The organism is Akkermansia sp. NBRC 115031 (assembly GCF_030268505.1).
Lineage (GTDB): Bacteria > Verrucomicrobiota > Verrucomicrobiia > Verrucomicrobiales > Akkermansiaceae > Akkermansia > Akkermansia massiliensis.
Map to the genome: position 1 here is coordinate 15,814 of NZ_BSQU01000010.1, position 20,005 is coordinate 35,818.

The window sequence follows — 20,005 nt, forward strand, 5'->3', positions numbered from 1 at the left end:
GGAAAAACAAAATGGTGTTATTTCCTTTTGTACGCCTCCGGAGAATAGAGTCAATATCATTCCGGAAAAGTCCGGGAGAAGCCCCCATGCCGCGGAAGCATGGGCAGGAACGGGCCATGGCCCACAGCGAAGAAATCCGCAGGGGCGCCCCAGGAAAAATCAGGCCGCCCACGGTTCCTTTGTACACAAGAAGGCCATGCCATGCAAAAAGCCGCCATGCAATTGCACGACGGCTTGTAAAAACTGTTTGATTGACGCGCGGAGGCAGTAACCTCCGCCCGGGCAATTATTCAGCGGCGGGTTCGGCGGCCTTCTTGGCAGCCGGCTTTTTGGCGGGAGCCTTCTTGGCGGCGGCAGCCTTGGTTTCAGTCTTCTTGGCTGGGGCCTTGGCCGCGGTCTTTTTGGCGGGAGCTTCCTTGGCGGCAGGCTTGGCGTCCTTGGCAACGGGAACGGCCAGACGGATAGGCGTATTGGAATTCAACTTGGACTGTTCCTTCTTACGCTTGATGTATTCAACACGTCTGCGGCGCTTGGTGACTTTGCGGATTTGCTGTCCCATAGTGATAATTGCTATGATATTTACTAATTCTTAAAAGCTCCATGTGGCACATGGGCGTGGATACAACTACCAACCCCGCCTCCCATACGCAAGCACAAAGCATTATTAAGGCACAGAAAGACGGCGGCAGTCCCCGCTTTTTCCAACCGGGCCGGAAAAAGGGAACGGCGGCAGGCGGGGCGGAACGAAAGGGCTCCCTACCACAATTTCAGCGCATCCACCCGGACCGGATGCTCCCAGCGCAGGTGGTCCCGGATGGCGGCGGCAATGAATTCCAGGCCGCGCTCCACCGCCGCGGCCAGTCCGTCCCCGGCGGCCAGCCGCGCCGCGATGGCGGCGGACAGGGAACAGCCCGTTCCATGCGTGCTCACATCCCTCACGCGCGGGCGGTTCCATTCCCCCAGCATGCGGCCGTCCGGGCCGGCCAGCACGTCCCGGCAGTCTCCTTCCAGATGGCCGCCCTTCAGCAGGACGGGGCACCCGTACCTGATGGCAAGGCGCGCGGCAGCCTCCGGCAGTTCATCCCTTTCAGGGTTGACGGAGGAGCGCAGCAGCACGGCGGCTTCATCCAGATTGGGGGTCAGCAGGGCCGCGCCCGGCAGCAGAAGTTCTTCATAAACGGCTACAGCCTCCTCCCTCATCAGCCGGTCTCCTGCCGTAGCGATCATGACGGGATCCACCACAACGGGGATACCCGTACCTGCCAGCACCTCATGCACCGCACGGACGATGGCCGGGGAGTACAGCATGCCCGTCTTCACGGCGCTTACCGGAAAATGCTCCAGATTGATGCGCACCTGGTCCGCCACCAGCTCAGGGTCCACCTCCTGGATGCCGCGCACCAGTCCCGGCGCCTCGGACACGACGCAGGTGACGGCCGTGAGCGCAAACGCCCCCATGGCATGGGCCGCCTTCATATCCGCCTGAAGTCCGGCCCCTGCGGAGCAGTCGGAACCGGCAACCGTCATCATTACGGGAATACTCATGCCCCTGTTTTTAATCGGGAGGGAAGCCCTTGAACATCCAAAAATCCGCACGCACCGCCTCAATGTCACAAATCCGGGTGGGAAAACGCCGCGGGAATGCCACAATCCGCCCATGACGCACGCCGCCCCTGCCCCGGACGAACAGGAATTCTGGCTTTTCATTCAGGACGCCCCCCTGCCGGCGGCGGAGGAATTGCAGAAGAACATGTTCCGCCTGGACGCCTGCTTCCGGCTGAACCTTTCCGGCGCGCCGGAAAACGCGCCGGACCATGTGCTGGAAGGGGAATACCTGGACGAAGAGGGAGAATCCCAGCTTGACGTGTTCTGGATCATGGAAACGGACGATGCCCGCCAGGCCTTCAAAAGGGACCGCTCCGCCCTCCGGCAAATAGGGGAACGCACCAAGATGCTGCGTTTCATCCTGGAGGACGAATGCGCGCTGGGCCATGTGTTCGCCATGCTTCACGCCATTCTGGAACACCGGGACGGCCTGCTGGTCATCCCGGACGACCGGGGCAACATCATTCTGGAACGGCGGCAGGCCCTGGAATTCCTGAACCGGGAAATCCGGGAAGACTAGCGTTCCTCCGTCTGCGGGACACGGCTGCCCTCCCGCTCCGCATTCAGTTGGAGCGCCTTCTTTTTCCAGACTTCCGCCATGTCCGCATCCTGCGGGGTTCCCTTTCCGGTGCTGTAGCAGACGGAAAGCATCAGCATGGCGTTGACGTGGTCCTGCCCGGCGGCCAGCCGGAGCCAGTTGAACGCCTTGCCTTCATCCACGGGTACGCCGGAGCCTTCCAGATACGCCAGTCCCACGATGTACTGGGCACGGGCGTCCCCGGCGGAGGCCGCCTGCTCATACCATTTCATCGCGCGCTCCATGTCCTGCTCCACGCCCTCCCCCTTCGCATAAATATTCCCCAGATAGACGGAGGAAGGCGTATTCCCCCCGTTGGCGGCCTTTTCTAGCAATACGCGCCCGGAAGCAGGATCCTTGTCAAAGCCCAGCTTCCCCTCCATGTAGGCCCGGCCCAGCAGGCCCATGGCCGCCGGATGCTCTTCATCCGCCGCCTTGCGCCACAGCTCCAGGGCCTTGTTCCGGTCCTGGTCCGCGCCGTCCCCCTTGAAATACATCATGCCCAGCATGTACAGGGCATTCCCCCGCTGGGTTCCTGGACGCGCCAGCCCGTATTCAAACCACTCCCTGGCCGCTCCGGCATCACGCTTGACGCCGGTTCCGTACAGGAACATGGCGCCGATAACCGTCTCCCCGGAATATCCGGAACCCGTTTCCGCCACGGAGTCACACCAGGAGCGCACATCCAGCGGATGGGCCCAGCCGTTCTGCAATCCCTCCGCATACAGGGCGGCCACGTCATTGAGCGTCTTCACGTGCTCCCTGTCATTCCCTTTCTCACGGGCGGCTTTGGCGGAGGCGGCGTCCAGGCGTTCCCGCCAGGCTGCGGCCTCCCCCTTTTCTTCGGCAGGCTCTTCCCGTTTCCCGGAAGGGGCGGCCTGCTTTTCCCCGGCAGCGGGCTTGCGGTCACACCCGCACCACAGGAGGGAGGCAGAGGCGGCCACGCACAAGACGGCAATTTTTTTCATCATGCGCATTACCATAGGACAGCCGCACGGAGCTGCCAAGAAGAGAAATGACGGAAATGCCGCAGCCGTCCCCGCATGGGGACGCACAACATGCCTCCTGCCGCCGCGGAAGCGGGATTTTCTCTTTTAGCATTGAATATTTCCCTATTTTTGTTCTACTGGAACCAGTTCAACCTCTGATGAAATCCGTACCGCGCCTGTATCTCCTGACGTGCCTGGGCCTGGCGTCCCTGGGAAGTTTCTGCTACCGGGGTTCCGCAACGGAACTTCCTGTAAAATACATCTTTGAACTGTCGGATGAACCGGTGAAAGTGCGCCCTGGAAAAATAGACACCAAGAGCGTTTTCTTCCCCAAATACGCGCGAGGCACTTCTCCGGAAGCCCTGAAGCGGCAGGCGGCCCTCTTCCAGTCCCAACTAGGGCAGGCCGCTTCCCGGAGCAAGCCTGCCATCAGCATCCACATGAATGACGACAGGACGGAAACGGACGGCAATGCCCGGTCAGGCTATGAATTCTACCATCCGGACAACCAGGAAGGGCTCATCATCACGACGGAGACGCCGGACGAGGAAGTCTGGCTGAACGATGGAGACCCGGACAGCCCCTTTTTCCACACTCCCCGCTCCGCCACCAATACGGAAATCCGTGAAATCTCCACGCCTTCCGACGTCTGGCCCGCCTGGAACGAAGCGGAAGTCAACCTGCACATGAACCTTCCGGAATCGGAGCCGCGCCCCTTTGTGATTCAGCCGGCGCCGTCCGGAGCCATCCGCACCATCATTAAATCCTTCAATGGAGCCATTTTTGAAGCGGACACCCAGCCCATGCATCCCGTGTGGGACCAGCTCCCCCCCGGATACGTTCCCATTCCGGCGCTTCCCGCTTACCAGCCCACTGTGCTGAGGAAACTGCAATAGCGGCAGGAGGGGATCAAAACTTGAACCGGACGGCCCCGAAAACAGACCATCCGTTGAAGGCCCTGGCCGTTGTTGAGTCCACCCGGCTGGTGACATATTCCACCGCCAGCATCAGCTTCACCGCGTTGACCGCTTCCGGGCACAGGTAGCAGTTCAGCCCCAGGTAAAAGGAATGCATGCTGTCCACCCACGCGGGGTAATGGGTGACGCTGGGCACATACCGCGTATTCAGCTTCACGGAGCGGTTTCCGAAGGAACACTGGTACTGAAAGACGCCTTCCAAGTGGGGGGAAATCCGGTAAACGGGCTGGAGAACCAGACCGTACACGTTCTTTGCGCCCGGCTGGCCCACGATCCCCACGCCCGCCAGCAGGTTCCCCATCACGGAAAAGGCGCCGCGGCTGGCGTCCCAGCTCAGGGAAAGCACGTCCTGCGCGCCCGTTCCACAGTAATCGGAAGAGGAGGGAACCTTCCTTCCCCGCCACTCCGTAAAATTATGGGCGTACTGGTACCCCAGAGTCTGGCTGTCCCACATGGGGGAAGCCACCTTCCATTTCATGGCGTTCAGGGCAAACAGGTTATCCGCGGAATGAAACTGGATTTCATCCTTCAAATCCGTACCATTCGCGTTCAGGTAAACGCCGTAGGAATGGTACAGGCTCCTGGCGTCCTTCTGGAAATTGGCCTCCAGCCCCCAGTTGGAGATGGGAATCAATTCATTGCACAGGGCGGACCTCTCCACCGTTTTAATCCGGGAGGAAGCCAGGCAGTATTCCGACGTCAGGTGCGGCGTCAGCTTCCCGGCCCTGAACTTGACGCCGGGCATGGTCTTTTCCAGATAAAGTTCATACAGGGACCACTCCGTGCGGCTGCCGGTCCATTCCCCGCGCACTTCACGGTGGCGGCCCTCCAGGTCCCCCACGTTCGTCAGGTTGGACAGGCGCCAGGAGCCGTCCCCCATCACAACGTCCCCGCCCAGGTAGGCGCGCCGCCACTCGCTGTTATGGCCGCCGGAGGAGGGGCAGAATTTGTTGGCTCCATTGGGGCTGACGGCGGCTGCCTGGTACTGGCCGATCAAGGTCAGCTTCACTTTCCTGATCCAGGAAGAATCATTCCGGTACAGAACGGGGCCGCGGTCCAGCACACGGCACAGGGAGGGCAGAGAATCCCCGGAAGCCGGGTGAAGCTGCGCCGTTCCCGCGCCGGCCTCCGCCGCGGGAAAAGCGGCGCACCAGCAGGCGGCAAGCAGGTATTTCCCCAGAAAAACAGGCTTCATCATAGGCTCGACAAACAGGTTGCAGGACGCACACCTTAAGGGGGGCCCTCCGAAAATCAAGCCCGGATGTTTCTTTTGGCGTTGCTGTTTTTCAAAAAGCCATGTTATGAAAAGCGGCAGCTATGGACACTACAACACGACCCTCTCTCTGGAAATACTTCATCCTGTGCCTGACGAAAAAGTACTGCGCCTTCTCCGGAACGGCTCCCCGGCGAGAGTTCTGGGGCTTTTTCCTTTTCATGAACCTCTTCTCCTTCATCTTCAGTCTTGTCGGCGGAGTCATCGTCGCGGTCACTCTTCCGTGGGGAGAACTGGCGGCCATGCAGGACCCGGAACAAATGCAGGCTATCCTTTTTACCCGAATAGCCTCCTTCTTCTTCATTACCCAAATCGTCTTGCTGGTCCTTTATCTTCCTACCCTGGGCGTCACTATCAGAAGGCTTCGGGACGCCGGCTTCAACACGGCGTGGGGTTACGGTTACCTGGGCCTGGGCGTCATTATTTTCCTTAACTGGGCCATCCTGGAGCGCTTCCAGTATCCAGGGGGAACCGCGACGCAATTCCTGGGTATCATTTCTACCGCCTACTGGCTGCTCCTCCTCATTCTGGCATGCTTCCCCACCCGGCCCGCGGTGGAGAGCACGCCTGAATAAGCACTTCCCGTTCCTGCCGGGAGAGGCCGTAAACGCCTTCCATCAGCTCATTCATCCGTTCATCCCCTTCCGGGCAATAGCGGGCCGTGAGGGTATCCGCCAGCTCTTCCACCTCCCGCAGCACGGAAAGGCCGGGCACCCGGATGGGAACGCGGAGGATGGGTGCCGTATCCATCTGGAAAAAGTCCCCCTGCATCTTCCCCCTGCGGAGAAACCAGAACTGCATGAGACGTGAATTGAACAGGGCGGCCAGGTACTTCATGCTTACGCGTTCCGTGCGTATCACGTTGAACGCCATCATTACATAAGCCTCATCCTCCGTGTAGGAGAAGGTGGGCCGTGCACACTTCCGGACAGCCAGAATCTTGGGACCGGGAAGGAAGAACCGTTCCTTCCGGGGCCAGTGCACATGATAGTACTTCATGCGGCCCATGCGGGTTTCCCGCCGGGCTTCCATCAGGGGGCGGAACTTTTCCAGATGCCGGAGAAGCGTGACGGCCTGTTCCGACCCGTTGGACGGAGTCAGATAGAGCAACACCTTCTCCGGAGCTTTCAACGCGTATCTTCCTGCCAGGGCGGGTTCATACAGAGGCTTGAGAAAACGCCGTTCCACTGCCGGCAGCCGGTTGAAATACCCCTGCGGCACTACAAACACCCCTTCCCCCCTCCGGACGCCGGACCGCTGCACTGCCTCCGGCACCAGGCTCTCCAGCGCACGGGCGGAAACGACATCGGGGTTCGGAACAATCCCCTGCGTCATTTCCTTTGCGGCATCCAGCCTGAAATTCCGGCATCTCTCCATCTTCTCCAGAACGTTCCATTCGGCTGCGGAGCAGAAAAACAATCCTTCCTTGACGCATGCCCCTGTATCTTCCGGCAAAGAAAACCGGCAGTACGGTTCATGTTCCAGAAAGGATTCCACCTCTTCCATAGGACCGCAAAAACGGCGGTATTCCGGAACCGGGAGTCCTCCCCCATCCCCCTTCCTTTCCGCCAGAACGGTCATGGTATGAACCCGTGCGGCTTCAAACACCCGGCAAGCCCCGAAATCCGACAAACGCAGCAATCCGCAATCTTCCAGCAGCTTGCGGCGAAGGGGAACCGCTCCGGCATTCGCCATCCACCTGTTGGGAACAACCAAATGCATCACGCCCCCCTGTTTCAGGGCATCCAGACCCACACAGGCGAACACGTACCAGTAATCCATGCGTGAAGAACAATAGGAAGCCAACGGAGAAGACTTCAGACGGTCAAACAGCTCCTTGTTCCCTTTTTCCCCGACAAAAGGGGGATTCCCGATTACCAGGTCAAAGCCTCCGTCCGCCATCACCGCTGAAAGGCCCTGCCGCCAGACGCCATCCGCAGACATGTCCAGGCTGTCCCCGCACAGCAGGTGGTCCCGGAAATCCCCCTTTCCTCCGGCAGCTAGCCATGCACAGTGAAAACGGAAACGGGCCACCTCCAGAGCCTCCGCACAAACATCCACCCCGTAAATATTCTCTTCCAGAATGGCACGGAATAAATCGGCCTCCGCATATTCCGGCTCCAGACGCTTTCTGCGCGCGGCAAGCTCCCGAAGCATTCCCATGGTGAATGCCCCCGCCCCGGCGGATAAATCCAGCACCCGGATATTTCTCAGCAACCCGGCTTCCTCATTACCATTCCGGGGAGCAGGCAATCTGGATGCCAGCCAGGAGGATACCGCCTCCCGGGCCATCCAGCGGACCAGGAAGCCGGGAGTATACACGGTTCCGGAACGGCGGCCATCCGTCAGGGAGCGTTCCAGCAATCCCTCCAGCACGGAAGGAGTAACAGCCCGGTGAGCATCCTCTTCCCGCAGGGAAAAAGAGAATCCTTCCGGAAGACGGAATTCATGGTCCGCCTGCCGTTCCAGCAAATTGTTCACCAAAGCCTCTTTCAACCGCCTCCAGGCTTCGGGACGGCTCCCCTTTCCCTTCTCCGGGGCGAAACACCGGGCCATGAAACAATCCTGAACGCTCCGCTCCTTCACTGCCGTATTCGTACACTACCAGACCGGACCACGCAATCAAAAGCAGGAATTGCCCCGGATACCTCCCTCACTACATTTCTGTACGGGACGCTTTTTCTTAACGTCTCCGGCGTGTTTACGTTGCTGGTTTTGATTCATGGTAGTCGCAACCATTGAACAAACATCATTTCATTGCCATGAACAACACTTTCAACATCACGGCCATGGACACCGTCTACCCCTTCATTCCCATGTACCCCAACGGGCAGCCCCAGGGCAACTTCCTGGTCAACGGACTCTCCGCTCCCGTTCTCGTTCCCAAACGGATCGCTTCCTCCCCCACCCGCCACGAATGGTTCGGATACCTCAAGGTCATGGCTCCCGCCACCTGTTTTCTCCACCTCCGCGCCCACTCTTCCATTTCCCTTTCCATTCCCGCCAAGGATATGGAACTCTCCACGGAGCCGGGCTCTTCCCCCCCCCCTCCGCCGCCAGATCCAGTTCGACCAGGGATACTACTGGTGCCATATTGTCCATCAACACCAGCCCGACCAGGGGTCGGAAGCCGAGTTCTGCATTGCCCTGGTAAGCGACAAGGAAGGAGAGCCCGACCTGGACTATTACCTTTCAGAGGAGACGATGCCTCCCGGCAAGGAGGGAGAAACGGTGCTGACGCTGGTTAACCTGTACCAGGAGGTGGAAGAAGGGGATTCGTCGAGCAGTTCGGCGGGGGGAGGAGATTCGTTTGAGTTTGACCCCAAGCCCAGCAGCAGTTCGAGCTCTTCCTCCTCGAGCAGCTCCAGTCCTTCTTCGTCTAACTCATCAAGTTCTTCGAGTTCCAGCAGCAACTTTTCGTCATCCAGCTCCTCTTCCAGCAGCAGTTCCAGTTCACTCTCCTTTTCCTCCAGCGAAGCCGGAGGAAGGGGGTTGTCCATGCCCCTGTTCCTGTGATTGTGACGAAGACGTCGAACAGTCCGATTGCAGCAAGAACACCTCCCATTTCTTCGGCGGCTATCCAGACGGGGCCGACGACTGCGAAGGCTTACTGGAAGTAGGAACCGGAGACTCAGGAGGGGGAGGAGGCAATCCCACGCTTCTCCGCACCCTTGCCGAACCTTCCTCCCCATGTCCCATCACCCTGCGCTACAAGCATCCCCTCGAATGGACCGCCTCCTGCAATCCCGAAACCGGACAGATCTCCGTCAAACGACCCACGGGCAGTTCCATCTCCTTCCAAAGTTCAAACGGCGGTTCCGAAGCCTCCGTCTCCGGAAGTTCGCGCAAGTTGAACTACAAGGTTCAGAAGCTGAATGCCGACAAGTCTCCCTGCACCGGCGGCTCTCCCGCCTATCTGGACATGGTCCAGAGCAATGGGCGCACCCTGCGCTTCTCGGCAACCACCGGAAAGGTCGTCTCCATGGTCTCCGTCTCCCACAACGACAACACTCCCGGATGGGAGTTTACCTACAACCACCTCGGACAAATGACCTCCGTCCGGGACGCTTCCGGCATCAGGGAATGCTTCTACGATGCCTACGGCCACATGATCCAGAACACTTCCTTTGGAACCGTGGAAAACTGCACCCAGGAACAATACGATGCCTTGGGTCGTTCCAACGGATATCGCCTGATTCTTGGAACCCGTACCGTGCAGCACTCCCATCTTGACTACGATTCCAAAGGTGCCATCATCGGGATGAATCTGGAAGGACTGGAGTCTCCATTTACCTGGCAGTATGACCAACCCAGCGGCTTCCTCCACCATCTCACCTACCCCAACGGCATGGTCCGCTGCAATACCTATCATCCCAGGCTCGACCTCGTAACCGCCATCAGTTACAGAAAGGGAGCGGATGGCGAATTGGCAGCCGGCCACGAATACGGCTACGACGCGCTGATGCGTCCTGTCCAACGGCGGGACTCCTGGGATGGAACCACACCTGCAACCACCAGAAACTTCACCCACAACAGCCGCAGCGGGCTGGTCGAAGACCGGATCAGCCGGGGAGGAAGCTTTATCTATTCCTACGACAACATCGGCAACCGCAAGACCGCCCGGGAACCGGAAGAAGAAGTATCCTGTGATGCCAACCGGCTCATTTCGTCTCCAGGTGGAGCTGCCGCTAAAAACACCGCTAAAGTTAATCTCCAACATATTACCACAAAAGAATCGAAAGAGTTAATTATAAGTTCCGGGAAATTAAGGGGACCTGCATATGCAGTTAATCGCGACCCTGCGTTACCTATAACGCGTAAAACCCTCGGAAGAGTAGGAGGCCATGGTCATCCGGATGATTTTGTTCAAATCCCCATACCTGAATCAGCATATCCATATTTTAAAAATCCAGTTGGCGGTCCCATATCTACAATACATCGAGCATTAGGCCATGATCACTCTAGATACACTATCACATTAGAAGGCACTATTGAGGGGTGTCCAAAAATCTTTCCGTTAAAAGCATTTCAATGGCAAGCATTGGATTCGTTATTGAACATTACAGGTCTCCGTGGAATTGAAGGATTATATAATTATTTAAGAAACTTAAATAAATAATGGAGTTCATTAATCATAAAAAAACAGCATTTGCTATTTTAAGTGCCATTTTGGGACCTTTTTCCCTTAAATATTGCATTAATTACAAATCATCCGGAAACAGTTCCAGCGAATTTCTTCTATTGTATTCAATATTATGGTGGATTTATTTTATCCTTTATGTATTTACCCACACGTTCACCTTGCATTATATTGAAGTAATTTTTTATTGGATAGTATTTTGGATTGCTGTAATACTCATTTCATTATTTATAAAAAAAATACATTTTATTTCGTATTTAAATAAAAAATATGCGCATGATAGAACAAAAAAGATATTGATGTCTGCCAGTAATAATTTTTTTACGTTCTGGTTTCCTATAGGGAGTCTTGTCTACTTCGGGTACGGTCTTGCTAGAACTTTCGATTTACATTTGATTTATTACATCCTTTTATGGTGGTTAATATGGTTTGTCATTTGGTTCTTCAAACAATCTGTTATTTTATTTTTTAAAAATATTATAGAAAGCATCATCACGTCATTATATTCACGAAGAAAAGAATCTATAATAAATTATATCATTTTCATATTAATCTACAGTTGCGCATATAGCATCATTTTCATAATGTCTTGCATGAAATTTTTTTCATTATTAATTATAGTAGGAATCTATATAAATAAAGGAAGTTATTTAAATTTTTTGTAATGGAAATTTATAAATCAAAAATGCCTCAACTGCCAACCAAGTAAATTTTTAAAACTAAATATAAAATGAAATTTCTGACAGCAAATTTACCATATATAACATTGGAAGAAAATTACTCATAAAATATCATCATATTAAGTGAAAAAGGATCTATTAAAAATATCTTTTCTGATTACATTGGTTATTTTAATCATTCCGGCAACTATTTTATTTACAAAAAGCAATTGTGCCCATATTCAAATAAAATCAGAATCCGGAGATATTGTTTTTTCCGATGATGTATCATTTAATCAAAATCCGTATTTTTTGAATTTTGATTCCGACAACATCCGGGAATTTCTAGGAAAAAATGATATTGGAGATACGGACAACATAATCATTTATAATAACGATCATGTCATTTACCGGGGATATAAGGGATATCTGCGGTCTTTGAACGATTCCAAGCAATGGGGACTTCCCGGAAGATTCATTAAAAACGGCACCGTATTGACGGATATGTTTGCCGTCTCCACTTATTACAATGGACATGTTTTCAAAGAACCGTATTCCAAACAATATTTTCTTGAAATGTCATGCGTGAACGAAAACGATCCTTTCCCCATGTACGGAGATAATCAATAAGAACGGCATTCGCATGGAATTTTTTATGTTGCCGTTATTAAAACACTAAATGTAATTTCCAAGAGATTTCAACACCTGATTTTAAATAACTGCCTGTCCATATTATCGTGCATGCTTGCACCGCCCGAAAAGAGGCTTGGCAGGGCAAATGAGAATCGGAAAGAACAAATCGTTTTTTCAACGTTCCCTATCAAACAAAAGTCCGGCTTTGCCATCAGCAAGCCGGACTTAAAAAGAGATGGTACCCCGTCACGGGCTCGAACCGTGGACAAACTGATTAAGAGTCAGCTGCTCTACCAACTGAGCTAACGAGGCACTGGAATGGCGGCGTTCCTTGCAGGAACGACCGGATGGTACCCCGTCACGGGCTCGAACCGTGGACAAACTGATTAAGAGTCAGCTGCTCTACCAACTGAGCTAACGAGGCATGTATCCGGCAGTTCCCCGCGACAAGCTCCAACTCTGAAGATGGAGCCACTGGTCGGAATTGAACCGACGACCCACGCATTACGAATGCGTTGCTCTACCCCTGAGCTACAGTGGCATCGCGAGAAGCGCGGAAGTAAGTAACCATAAGAGCCCCCTTTTAGCAAGTCTTTTTTGCAATAAGACCGTTTTTTTACGCCTTGAATCCGGAATAGAAGCCAAGTACGGCAGGTGACAGTAGAAGAGCTTGCATAGGAGGGGGAAACATGGTGGAGTTCATGTCCTCAAAGAGCTTTTCTTTCCCTACTTATCATGAAGGCATATTACATTTTCCAGCAGGCGGACGAAGAAACGATCAGCAACATTCTGGACTGGATGCGCAACCAGGAACGCGCCATTTACCGCGCCGCCGTGCGTGAACTCGGCGCCCTGAAAAAATTGCGCCCGGAATTCATCCAGCGCAAGCCCCTTCAGGAGCAATTCTCCTTCATCCAGAAAATGCTGGCGTGGAAACCCAGCAATGAAATCGGGGACCACCTGCTCCAGGTCTGGCTTCTGCGCAAGCATCAGGACATGCTGATTACTTTCCTGAATACGCTGGACATCCCCCATGACGGCAACGGCATTGTGAACGAACTGCCGGAAACGCTGGACAAGGAAAAACTCGCCAAGGCCGTGGACGAATTGTTTGAAAAATACCCTGCCGGCGTAGCGTCCGTTTACCTCCAGATGTTCCAGCTCCAGACGGAAGACGGCTGGGACGAACTGGCCGATGTCCTGGCGAACGACCCCCGCGTCACCATTCGCTGACTTTTATCATTCTGCTCCCGTGAAGGGAATATTGGAGCCGCTCCGGAAAGGAGCGGCTCTTCTTATTTTATATTGACTGTCAGTCAGTATACTGCTATCCACGGCAATACCCCATGAAACGTTTCCTCCTACTGCCGACGGCATTCCTGCTGCCGTGCGCCTGCATTTCCGTCAATACGGCCGCCCAGACGCTGAATGCCGGAACCGTTTACCGCAACTGGGAACTGGATGACCGCGCCTATGTGAAAAACGGCTTCGTTTACATCAAAGCCGTTCAATGCGACCAGCGCAAGGAAACTCCGGTCATCGGACCGCCCATGGCCCAGTCAGACTTCATTTCACAAATGGAGGATATTCCGGGAACGGAAAAGACCGTCTTTTTGAAGCTTAACAAGAAAGACCTTCCCGATCCCATAGAATACAAAGACCTCCTGAGCATGGTATTTGAAGAGAATTTCACCGTTCCTCCCCGGTTTTCCCTGTATGGAGCGCATCAAATTACCCTTCCCCACCTGAACTTGGGCAGGAAAGAAAACGCTTCTCCTACCGTAGCAGCCGTAAAGATCATCAGCGCTCCCTCCACAGGCCGGAGAATTCTGGCGGGAGCACAGAGCTGCGTGATTGACGCCCCCGGTACCGTGATTGTCAATATCCTTCTTATTCCGGTCGGCATTGTCGTTACCCCCTGCCTGGGCATGTATAACCTGTGCTCCGGGGAATGACGAACCAGGCCGTTCCAAACAAAAACTCGCCTCCGCGTTCGTGCCCGCCCTTGCTTCATCCGCATGCGGGCAATGTTTTTCCCGCACGTGTACGTATTCCATGACCCGGGAAACTCCGGATACCTGCCGCAGCCGCCGGCTGCCGTCATGAGGGGACCGTGTCCGGCGGCTCCGGACGGAACGTCCAGCCTTCATCCCCGTGATACACCATCATCCGGGTCATGCCGCCGTCAATGACCAGGTTTTCCGCATTGACGAAGCCGGAGCGGCAGAGGAAGAACACAGCCTGAACGATATCCTCCGGCGTTCCAACGCGCCCGGAAGGATGCTGGAGGCCGTCCTCCGGGGACAAGGCTCCAAAGGCCCCCGTGTCAATCCAGCCGGGGCTGATGCTGTTCACCCGGACGCCGAGGGGCGCGAGGCTCATGGCAAGAGCGTGGGTCAGGGAGATGAGGGCTCCCTTGGCCGCGCTGTAGCTTTCCGTATCCTTCTGGGACATGGAAGCGCGGGTGGAGGCGATGTTCACGATGGAAGCCCCGCGGGAAAAATGATCACGGAACAAAAGGCTGAGCAGGTAGGGGGCAGCAACGCCCACGCGCAGAACTTCATTAAAGTCCTCATAAGAGCAGCCGGAAAGAATGCCGTGGCGGGTGATGCATGCATTGTTTACCAGGACATCCACCCGGCCGAAGTGCTCCAACACTTTTTCCGCAAAAAAACGCACGTCCTCTTCCACCCCCGCATCACCCGTCACGCAGAGATGGCCTTCTCCCGGCAATTCTTCCAGCAGGGAGGCCGTTTCCTCATGCTTCACATCCAGCACCGCCACGCGTGCGCCTGCTGCGGCGCAAGCCTCCGCAATGGCGCGGCCAATGCCGCCGGCTCCGCCCGTCACGACCACGGCACTTCCGGAAAAATCAACATCCATCATGGGCAGATTGTCCCGTTCCGACGCCGGATGTCAATAGGCGCTTTCCGGCATGCAGCCCTCAGTGCGTGTACATCACATAGCGGTAAAAGCCCATGGCGCGGGAAAGAAGGGGGGAACGGGTCACAACGTCCGTCTCCACGATAAGATGGGCCATGGTACTGGAAACGGCCATTTCCGCTTCCTCCGCACGGCGGCTGATGCGTTCCAGATCCCTGGTTTTTACCTGGTTCATGCGGCCGGATTTCTGAAAATCATCCACGACGTAGCGCAGCCTTTTCAGCCTGGCCACCACTTCCACCAGCTCCATGGCGCGCTGGTCCGCCGTTCCGGTATCCTTAATGCCGCGCAGGAGATGCTGGATTCTTTCCAAACACAGGCAGAACTCCTCCATGGTCATGATGGGATCAGCCCAGAACTCCTGAAAATCCACCAGCCTGGGCTGTTCCATCTCAAGCCCCACCACTGCTTTCTGCATGGACGGGGAATCATACATTCTGGCCGTCACCAGCTTCAGGAGCGCCCGGAAAGCGCGTTTGCGGTTCTCGTCCGCCCTTCTCCTCATCTTCTCCAACCCGTCGTGGCAATGCCGTTCAAAACCGGGGAGCCATTCTCCGTACTCCTGCTCCAGCCGGGTGATATTGTCCATCTGTTCCCTGACCATGCGCCCCTGAAGGGCTACGGACATGGCATAAGCCTCCGCAGCCACCTTGTTGTCAATCCCCTCCAGCATGTCCACCATGGTGGCGTACTGCTCCAGATACGCTTTCAGGAACGGCAGTATCCTGTCGTTCAAATACTGGGCCATCCGTTCGTCCGTCAGGCTGAGACCGTACTTTTCCAGATCATCCCTGATGACGGCGGAATCGTAATACTTGAGTTCATGAAGCTTCAGCATCGCCTGCATCATCCGGTCGCGGGCCTTGTCCACGCGCTCCCGGAGAATGGAATGGAAGGAGGGGTGAGCCTCCCGGGACTCTTCATGCACGCGCGGATTCAGAATCATCAGCCGCCCGCAGTTCATGTCGTAAAGCTTCAGCCTGTCCGTCAACCGCCCCAGTTCCACCATCACGGCCTCTCCCGCAGCCCGGTCCTGGATGGAAGCGACCAGATCCGTCATCTGCTCCACGTCCTTCAGGCGCAGGGAAAGCAGTTCTTCATAGGATTCCACCGGGGAAAGCTTTTCAGCCTCCTTTTCCTCCGTAGCCCTTTCCCCTTCCTCCTTGTCCCCGCAGGAACACAGTGCCAGCAAACACGCGCCTCCCAACAGCGGCAAATTCAGGAACAGGGAAAAACGGGAACTGAGTTTCATGAGAAAGCGGCGTTGATGAGGGAGGCTCTGGAGCCCGGCCCGCATCGTGGCAACATGGTTACCGTAAGAAAGCGTCCCCAAAGTTCAAGGCCTTTTCATTTCATCCGGAAAAAACATTCCCGCATTCTTGATGTGCGGAAATATTCTTTTAAATATCATGAACACTCTCCCGAACCCGGAGGTCACACCTTATTACCAACTCCATCCTATCCGCCGTGATTCTTGACATTCTTCAATACGGACACCCCCTTTTGAGGGAGGAATGCAGCCCCGTGGTTCATATCAACAAAGACCTTCTTTCCTTCCTGGACGACATGCAGGAAACCCTGGCCCAGGGGGGCATAGGCCTGGCCGCTCCGCAGGTGGGAAGGGCCATTCAGATGGTCACCATCAATATTCCGCCCACGGACGCCACTACTACATGGCTGGAAGTGGACGGACGCCCGGCCACGCTGGCGCAAATCATGCCCTTGAATTTCATCAATCCTGTCCTCCACCCCTTCGGCAGGAATGTGCCGTACCGGGAAGGCTGCCTGAGCATCACCAAGGTGTATGCGGACGTCCTGCGCCGCTCCTGCGTGAAGGCTGTCCTGACCCTGATGGACGGACGCACCGTGACCATCAAATGCAACGGGCTCCTGGCGCGCTGCCTGCAGCACGAGGTGGACCATCTTCACGGAGGCCTGTTCACGGACCTGGTTTCCCCGGAGGACCATGACAAGGTGGTGCGGAGGCTCCGGCTGACCCATCCGGACGCCTTTGAGGAAGACGACGACAGCTACGCCCGCCGCATGAAGGAGGAACGCCGCGCCCGGGCCCGGGATGCCCAAACGCCACCCACGCCCAGAAAAACCGCTTGACGCTCCGGGAGCAAATCCGCACCCCCTATCCTGTGCCTTCTTAAAAAATGCCCCGGCGTTCCATCTGGAAGCCGGGGCATTCGTTACACGGTAAAAAAGCAGATAAATCAGACAATCCAGTCCAGAACCACCTTGCCGGACTTGCCGGAATTCATGGCCTCAAAGCCTTCCCGGAATTCCGTGTAGGGCAGCCGGTGCGTAATGATGGGCGCTATATTCAGGCCGCTGCGGATCATGGAATCCATCTTGTGCCAGGTTTCAAAAATTTCACGGCCGTAAATGCCCTTCATCTTCAGCCCTTTCCAGATAAACTTGTTCCACTCGATGCTGGAGCCGTCCGGCTGGATGCCCAGCAGGGAAATGTTGGCTCCGTTCCGGGAATTGTCGATGATGTCTTTCAGGCAGGACGGGGCGCCGCTCATTTCCAGGCACACGTCAAACCCTTCCGTCATTTCCAGCTCCTTCATTACGTCCTCCAGTTTTTCACGGGTCACGTTCACGGTACGGTCCGCGCCCAGCGTCTTGGCCAGGCTCAGGCGGAAATCATTGATGTCCGTGATAACCACCGTCTTGGCTCCCGCCTTCTTGCAGACGGCGGCGGCCATGCAGCCGATGACTCCCGCGCCCGTAATCAGGACGTCTTCCCCTACCATGTCCCAGGACAGGGCCGTATGGACGGCGTTGCCCAGGGGGTCGAAGATGGAGGCGATTTCCATCGGAATGCTCTTGTGGATGCGCACCACGTTGTCCTGGGGAATGGAAAGATACTCCGCAAAGCAGCCGGGCCTGTTCACGCCAACGCCCTTCGTGTTCGGGCACAGGTGCTTCTGACCGGAACGGCAGCTGCGGCAGTGGCCGCAGACGATGTGGCCTTCCCCGGAAACGATTTCCCCGGGCTTGTATTCCGTTACGGAGGAACCCACGGATTCAATCACGCCGCAGAACTCATGGCCCACGTGCATCCCCACGGGAATGGTCTGCTGGGCCCACTTGTCCCAGTTCCAGATATGAAGGTCCGTGCCGCAAATGGCTGTTTTATGAATTTTAATCAGGACATCGTTCGGGCCGACTTCCGGCATGGGGACATCCATCAGTTCCAAACCGGGTCCTGCCTGCGTTTTTACAAGAGCTTTCATGCCCCCATTCATGCTCTTTTTCCCCTGCGGCGGCAAGCCCAAAATTCGTTTCCGGCGCACCGGAAAACCGCTTCCGGAACGGAGGTCTGGGGCACCGCCGCATCCCCTTCTTCCCGGCCCGGTAAAACCCCGGAAAGCAAACTCCGGAAAGGCATTCCTGTTCAATCAACAATTCAGACACACACGCAATTTGCCCTTTCCAATATGGACGAATCATGATACCAAGGCATACGGTTCACCTGTTGAACGCTTTACTCTACTTACAGAACCATGGCGAAATCATTTTTACCCACCATTTTCGAACATCCGTATGAAATCGACCCCAAATACGGAAAAAGCGTAGCGTACTTCTCCATGGAATACGCCATTGACAATTCATTCAAAATCTACTCCGGCGGCCTGGGCTACCTGTCCGGCTCCCACATGCGCAGCGCGCACGACCTGCGGCAGAACCTCGTAGGCGTCGGCATCCTGTGGAGCTACGGCTACTACAACCAGATCCGGGCGGAAGACGGTTCCATGGCCACGCAATACATGCGCAAGAACTACCCGTTCCTGGAAGACCACAACATCAAATTCCTCATTCACGTCTGCGGCGCGCCCGTCTGGGTGAAGGCCTACTTCCTGAATCCTGAAACCTTCGGCACCGCCCCCATGTTCTTCCTTTCCACGGACTTGGAGGAAAACGACGAGGAAAGCCGCAACATTTCCCGCCGCCTGTACGACGCCAACGGCTTCACCCGCATCGCCCAGTACGTGCTGCTCGGCAAGGGCGGCGCCCGCCTCTTTGACGAGCTGGGCATTGAACCGGAAATCTACCACCTGAACGAAGCCCACGGCCTGGCCGCCGCCTTCCACGTGCTTGCCAAGACCGGCAGCGTGGAGGAAGTGCGCAAGCGCTTCGTCTTCACCACCCACACTCCGGAGGAAGCCGGCAATGAAAAGATGGATGTGAACACCATGAACACGTTCTCCTTCTTCGACGGGCTTTCCATGGAACAGGTGCGCGCCGCCGTAGGCCTGACGGACAACACGTTCAACTACACGCTGGCCGCCCTGCGCCTCTCCCACATCGCCAACGGCGTCTCCAAGCTCCACGGCGAAGTTTCCCGCCAGATGTGGAAGGACTATGAAGGCGTGTGCCCCATCATCCACATCACGAACGCCCAGAACCAGAAATACTGGCAGGACCCGGAACTGGCGGAAGCCTTCCAGGCCCGCAACAAGGAGGCCTTCATCCGCCGCAAGCGCGCCCTGAAAAAAGCCCTCTTCCGCATGGTGGGCGAGCAGACGGGGCGCGTTTTTGACCCGAACTGCCTCACCATCGTCTGGGCGCGCCGCTTTGCGGCCTACAAGCGTCCGGACCTGGTCACCGGCAATCCCACCATGTTTGAACGCATGCTCCAGCGCACCAATTATCCGGTGCAATTCATCTGGGCTGGCAAGCCCTACCCGATGGACCACGGCGCCATTGAAATCTTCAACCGCCTGAACGACATGACGGCCAAATACCCCCGTTCCGCCGTACTCACCGGCTATGAACTGGGCCTGAGCCGCTACCTGAAAAACGGTTCCGACGTGTGGCTGAACAACCCCGTAGTCACCCGGGAAGCCTCCGGCACCTCCGGCATGTCCGCCGCCATGAACGGCTCCATCTCCGTCTCCACCAATGACGGCTGGATCTGTGAATTCGCCAAGGATGGGGAAAACTGCTTCGTCATCCCGGAAGCGGCTCCGCACCTCTCCCCGGAAGCCCGCGACCGCTCCGACCGCGACAACTTCTACAACATCCTGGACGACAATATCCTGCCGCTCTACTACGATCACAACGACAAGTGGATGGACATCGTCTTCAATGCGATGACGGACATCTACCCCGAATTCGACTCCGACCGCATGGCGGACCAGTACTACACGGAAATGTACAACAGCTAAGGAAAACTCTTTTCCCGCTTTTACGC

The 20,005-nt window shown here is 55.9% G+C and carries 18 protein-coding genes and 3 tRNA genes; 9 read left to right on the forward strand and 12 right to left on the reverse strand.

Annotation, left to right across the window (positions count from 1 at the left end; all coding sequences use genetic code 11):
- Window positions 1-286: 286 nt before the first annotated feature.
- Window positions 287-559 carry a hypothetical protein gene (locus QSJ36_RS12155; RefSeq protein ID WP_022397437.1) on the reverse strand — a complete coding sequence of 91 codons (273 nt, stop codon included), beginning with the start codon at window positions 557-559 and terminating at the stop codon, window positions 287-289.
- A gap of 197 nt (window positions 560-756) precedes the next feature.
- A complete protein-coding gene (gene thiD, locus QSJ36_RS12160; protein WP_253232342.1) occupies window positions 757-1,545 on the reverse strand; it encodes a bifunctional hydroxymethylpyrimidine kinase/phosphomethylpyrimidine kinase in 789 nt (262 codons plus the stop codon).
- Between thiD and QSJ36_RS12165 the strand changes: the two genes are divergently transcribed.
- Window positions 1,544-2,125: a hypothetical protein gene (locus tag QSJ36_RS12165; RefSeq protein ID WP_180975273.1), complete on the forward strand. Its 582-nt coding sequence runs from the start codon at window positions 1,544-1,546 to the stop codon at window positions 2,123-2,125. The two genes, thiD and QSJ36_RS12165, sit on opposite strands and share 2 nt — an antisense overlap.
- Here QSJ36_RS12165 and QSJ36_RS12170 read toward each other — a convergent pair.
- Entirely contained in the window at window positions 2,122-3,153 is a 1,032-nt protein-coding gene (locus QSJ36_RS12170) for a tetratricopeptide repeat protein (protein WP_180975274.1), read from the reverse strand. The two genes, QSJ36_RS12165 and QSJ36_RS12170, sit on opposite strands and share 4 nt — an antisense overlap.
- A gap of 176 nt (window positions 3,154-3,329) precedes the next feature.
- Between QSJ36_RS12170 and QSJ36_RS12175 the strand changes: the two genes are divergently transcribed.
- A complete protein-coding gene (locus QSJ36_RS12175; protein ID WP_022397441.1) occupies window positions 3,330-4,067 on the forward strand; it encodes a hypothetical protein in 738 nt (245 codons plus the stop codon).
- Between the two features lie 13 nt (window positions 4,068-4,080).
- Here QSJ36_RS12175 and QSJ36_RS12180 read toward each other — a convergent pair whose 3' ends face one another.
- Entirely contained in the window at window positions 4,081-5,346 is a 1,266-nt protein-coding gene (locus tag QSJ36_RS12180) for a hypothetical protein (RefSeq protein ID WP_253232343.1), read from the reverse strand.
- 119 nt (window positions 5,347-5,465) lie between these two features.
- Here QSJ36_RS12180 and QSJ36_RS12185 point away from each other — a divergent pair, with 119 nt between their 5' ends.
- On the forward strand, window positions 5,466-5,996 hold the full coding sequence (locus QSJ36_RS12185) for a DUF805 domain-containing protein (protein WP_102722885.1): 531 nt from the start codon (window positions 5,466-5,468) through the stop codon (window positions 5,994-5,996).
- Here the strand turns inward: QSJ36_RS12185 and QSJ36_RS12190 are convergent.
- Window positions 5,944-7,977, reverse strand: a complete 2,034-nt coding sequence (locus QSJ36_RS12190) for a TaqI-like C-terminal specificity domain-containing protein (protein ID WP_285468741.1) — start codon at window positions 7,975-7,977, stop codon at window positions 5,944-5,946. The two genes, QSJ36_RS12185 and QSJ36_RS12190, sit on opposite strands and share 53 nt — an antisense overlap.
- A 629-nt stretch (window positions 7,978-8,606) precedes the next feature.
- Window positions 8,607-8,921 (reverse strand): hypothetical protein, encoded by a 315-nt coding sequence (locus QSJ36_RS12195; RefSeq protein WP_285468742.1) that lies wholly within the window; start codon window positions 8,919-8,921, stop codon window positions 8,607-8,609.
- 350 nt (window positions 8,922-9,271) lie between these two features.
- Between QSJ36_RS12195 and QSJ36_RS12200 the strand changes: the two genes are divergently transcribed.
- Both QSJ36_RS12200 and QSJ36_RS12205 read left to right on the forward strand, forming a co-directional pair.
- Window positions 9,272-10,540, forward strand: coding sequence for a hypothetical protein (locus tag QSJ36_RS12200; protein WP_285468743.1), 1,269 nt, complete (start codon window positions 9,272-9,274; stop codon window positions 10,538-10,540).
- Between the two features lie 824 nt (window positions 10,541-11,364).
- A complete protein-coding gene (locus QSJ36_RS12205) occupies window positions 11,365-11,850 on the forward strand; it encodes a hypothetical protein (RefSeq protein ID WP_285468744.1) in 486 nt (161 codons plus the stop codon).
- A 239-nt stretch (window positions 11,851-12,089) separates the two neighbouring features.
- Here QSJ36_RS12205 and QSJ36_RS12210 read toward each other — a convergent pair.
- The 3 genes from QSJ36_RS12210 to QSJ36_RS12220 all read right to left on the reverse strand — a co-directional run bounded on the left by QSJ36_RS12210 (window position 12,090) and on the right by QSJ36_RS12220 (window position 12,394).
- Window positions 12,090-12,165: transfer RNA gene (locus tag QSJ36_RS12210), tRNA-Lys, on the reverse strand.
- Window positions 12,166-12,201: 36 nt separating this feature from the next.
- Window positions 12,202-12,277 (reverse strand) — tRNA-Lys (locus QSJ36_RS12215).
- Between the two features lie 42 nt (window positions 12,278-12,319).
- Window positions 12,320-12,394 (reverse strand) — tRNA-Thr (locus QSJ36_RS12220).
- Window positions 12,395-12,588: 194 nt separating this feature from the next.
- Between QSJ36_RS12220 and QSJ36_RS12225 the strand changes: the two genes are divergently transcribed.
- Entirely contained in the window at window positions 12,589-13,086 is a 498-nt protein-coding gene (locus QSJ36_RS12225; protein ID WP_285468745.1) for a hypothetical protein, read from the forward strand.
- A 113-nt stretch (window positions 13,087-13,199) separates the two neighbouring features.
- The gene (locus QSJ36_RS12230; protein ID WP_285468746.1) at window positions 13,200-13,808 is read left to right on the forward strand and encodes a hypothetical protein; all 609 of its coding nucleotides are present in this window, start codon (window positions 13,200-13,202) and stop codon (window positions 13,806-13,808) included.
- 145 nt (window positions 13,809-13,953) lie between these two features.
- Here the strand turns inward: QSJ36_RS12230 and QSJ36_RS12235 are convergent, their stop codons facing one another.
- Together QSJ36_RS12235 and QSJ36_RS12240 are read right to left on the reverse strand one after the other, a co-directional pair.
- A complete protein-coding gene (locus tag QSJ36_RS12235; RefSeq protein ID WP_180973031.1) occupies window positions 13,954-14,739 on the reverse strand; it encodes an SDR family oxidoreductase in 786 nt (261 codons plus the stop codon).
- 58 nt (window positions 14,740-14,797) lie between these two features.
- Window positions 14,798-16,048: a hypothetical protein gene (locus QSJ36_RS12240; RefSeq protein ID WP_285468747.1), complete on the reverse strand. Its 1,251-nt coding sequence runs from the start codon at window positions 16,046-16,048 to the stop codon at window positions 14,798-14,800.
- Window positions 16,049-16,263: 215 nt separating this feature from the next.
- Between QSJ36_RS12240 and def the strand changes: the two genes are divergently transcribed.
- Window positions 16,264-16,908, forward strand: a complete 645-nt coding sequence (gene def / locus QSJ36_RS12245; protein WP_022396087.1) for a peptide deformylase — start codon at window positions 16,264-16,266, stop codon at window positions 16,906-16,908.
- 107 nt (window positions 16,909-17,015) lie between these two features.
- Here the strand turns inward: def and tdh are convergent, their stop codons facing one another.
- The gene (gene tdh / locus QSJ36_RS12250) at window positions 17,016-18,044 is read right to left on the reverse strand and encodes an L-threonine 3-dehydrogenase (protein ID WP_219723852.1); all 1,029 of its coding nucleotides are present in this window, start codon (window positions 18,042-18,044) and stop codon (window positions 17,016-17,018) included.
- A 270-nt stretch (window positions 18,045-18,314) separates the two neighbouring features.
- On the opposite strand from tdh, the gene glgP reads away from it, so the two are divergent.
- Window positions 18,315-19,979, forward strand: a complete 1,665-nt coding sequence (gene glgP / locus QSJ36_RS12255; protein WP_102711335.1) for an alpha-glucan family phosphorylase — start codon at window positions 18,315-18,317, stop codon at window positions 19,977-19,979.
- Window positions 19,980-20,005 lie beyond the last annotated feature (26 nt).

Excerpts from the sequence above, each read along its gene's own strand:
- thiD (WP_253232342.1), bottom strand. The coding sequence starts at position 1,545 with ATGAGTATTCCCGTAATGATGACGGTTGCCGGTTCCGACTGCTCCGCA.
- QSJ36_RS12235 (WP_180973031.1), bottom strand. The coding sequence starts at position 14,739 with ATGATGGATGTTGATTTTTCCGGAAGTGCCGTGGTCGTGACGGGCGGA.
- QSJ36_RS12240 (WP_285468747.1), bottom strand. The coding sequence starts at position 16,048 with ATGAAACTCAGTTCCCGTTTTTCCCTGTTCCTGAATTTGCCGCTGTTG.
- QSJ36_RS12180 (WP_253232343.1), bottom strand. The coding sequence starts at position 5,346 with ATGATGAAGCCTGTTTTTCTGGGGAAATACCTGCTTGCCGCCTGCTGG.
- QSJ36_RS12170 (WP_180975274.1), bottom strand. The coding sequence starts at position 3,153 with ATGATGAAAAAAATTGCCGTCTTGTGCGTGGCCGCCTCTGCCTCCCTC.
- QSJ36_RS12195 (WP_285468742.1), bottom strand. The coding sequence starts at position 8,921 with ATGGACAACCCCCTTCCTCCGGCTTCGCTGGAGGAAAAGGAGAGTGAA.
- QSJ36_RS12230 (WP_285468746.1), top strand. The coding sequence starts at position 13,200 with ATGAAACGTTTCCTCCTACTGCCGACGGCATTCCTGCTGCCGTGCGCC.
- tdh (WP_219723852.1), bottom strand. The coding sequence starts at position 18,044 with ATGAAAGCTCTTGTAAAAACGCAGGCAGGACCCGGTTTGGAACTGATG.
- QSJ36_RS12175 (WP_022397441.1), top strand. The coding sequence starts at position 3,330 with ATGAAATCCGTACCGCGCCTGTATCTCCTGACGTGCCTGGGCCTGGCG.
- QSJ36_RS12225 (WP_285468745.1), top strand. The coding sequence starts at position 12,589 with ATGAAGGCATATTACATTTTCCAGCAGGCGGACGAAGAAACGATCAGC.
- QSJ36_RS12190 (WP_285468741.1), bottom strand. The coding sequence starts at position 7,977 with ATGGCCCGGTGTTTCGCCCCGGAGAAGGGAAAGGGGAGCCGTCCCGAA.
- QSJ36_RS12155 (WP_022397437.1), bottom strand. The coding sequence starts at position 559 with ATGGGACAGCAAATCCGCAAAGTCACCAAGCGCCGCAGACGTGTTGAA.
- glgP (WP_102711335.1), top strand. The coding sequence starts at position 18,315 with ATGGCGAAATCATTTTTACCCACCATTTTCGAACATCCGTATGAAATC.
- QSJ36_RS12185 (WP_102722885.1), top strand. The coding sequence starts at position 5,466 with ATGGACACTACAACACGACCCTCTCTCTGGAAATACTTCATCCTGTGC.
- QSJ36_RS12165 (WP_180975273.1), top strand. The coding sequence starts at position 1,544 with ATGCCCCTGTTTTTAATCGGGAGGGAAGCCCTTGAACATCCAAAAATC.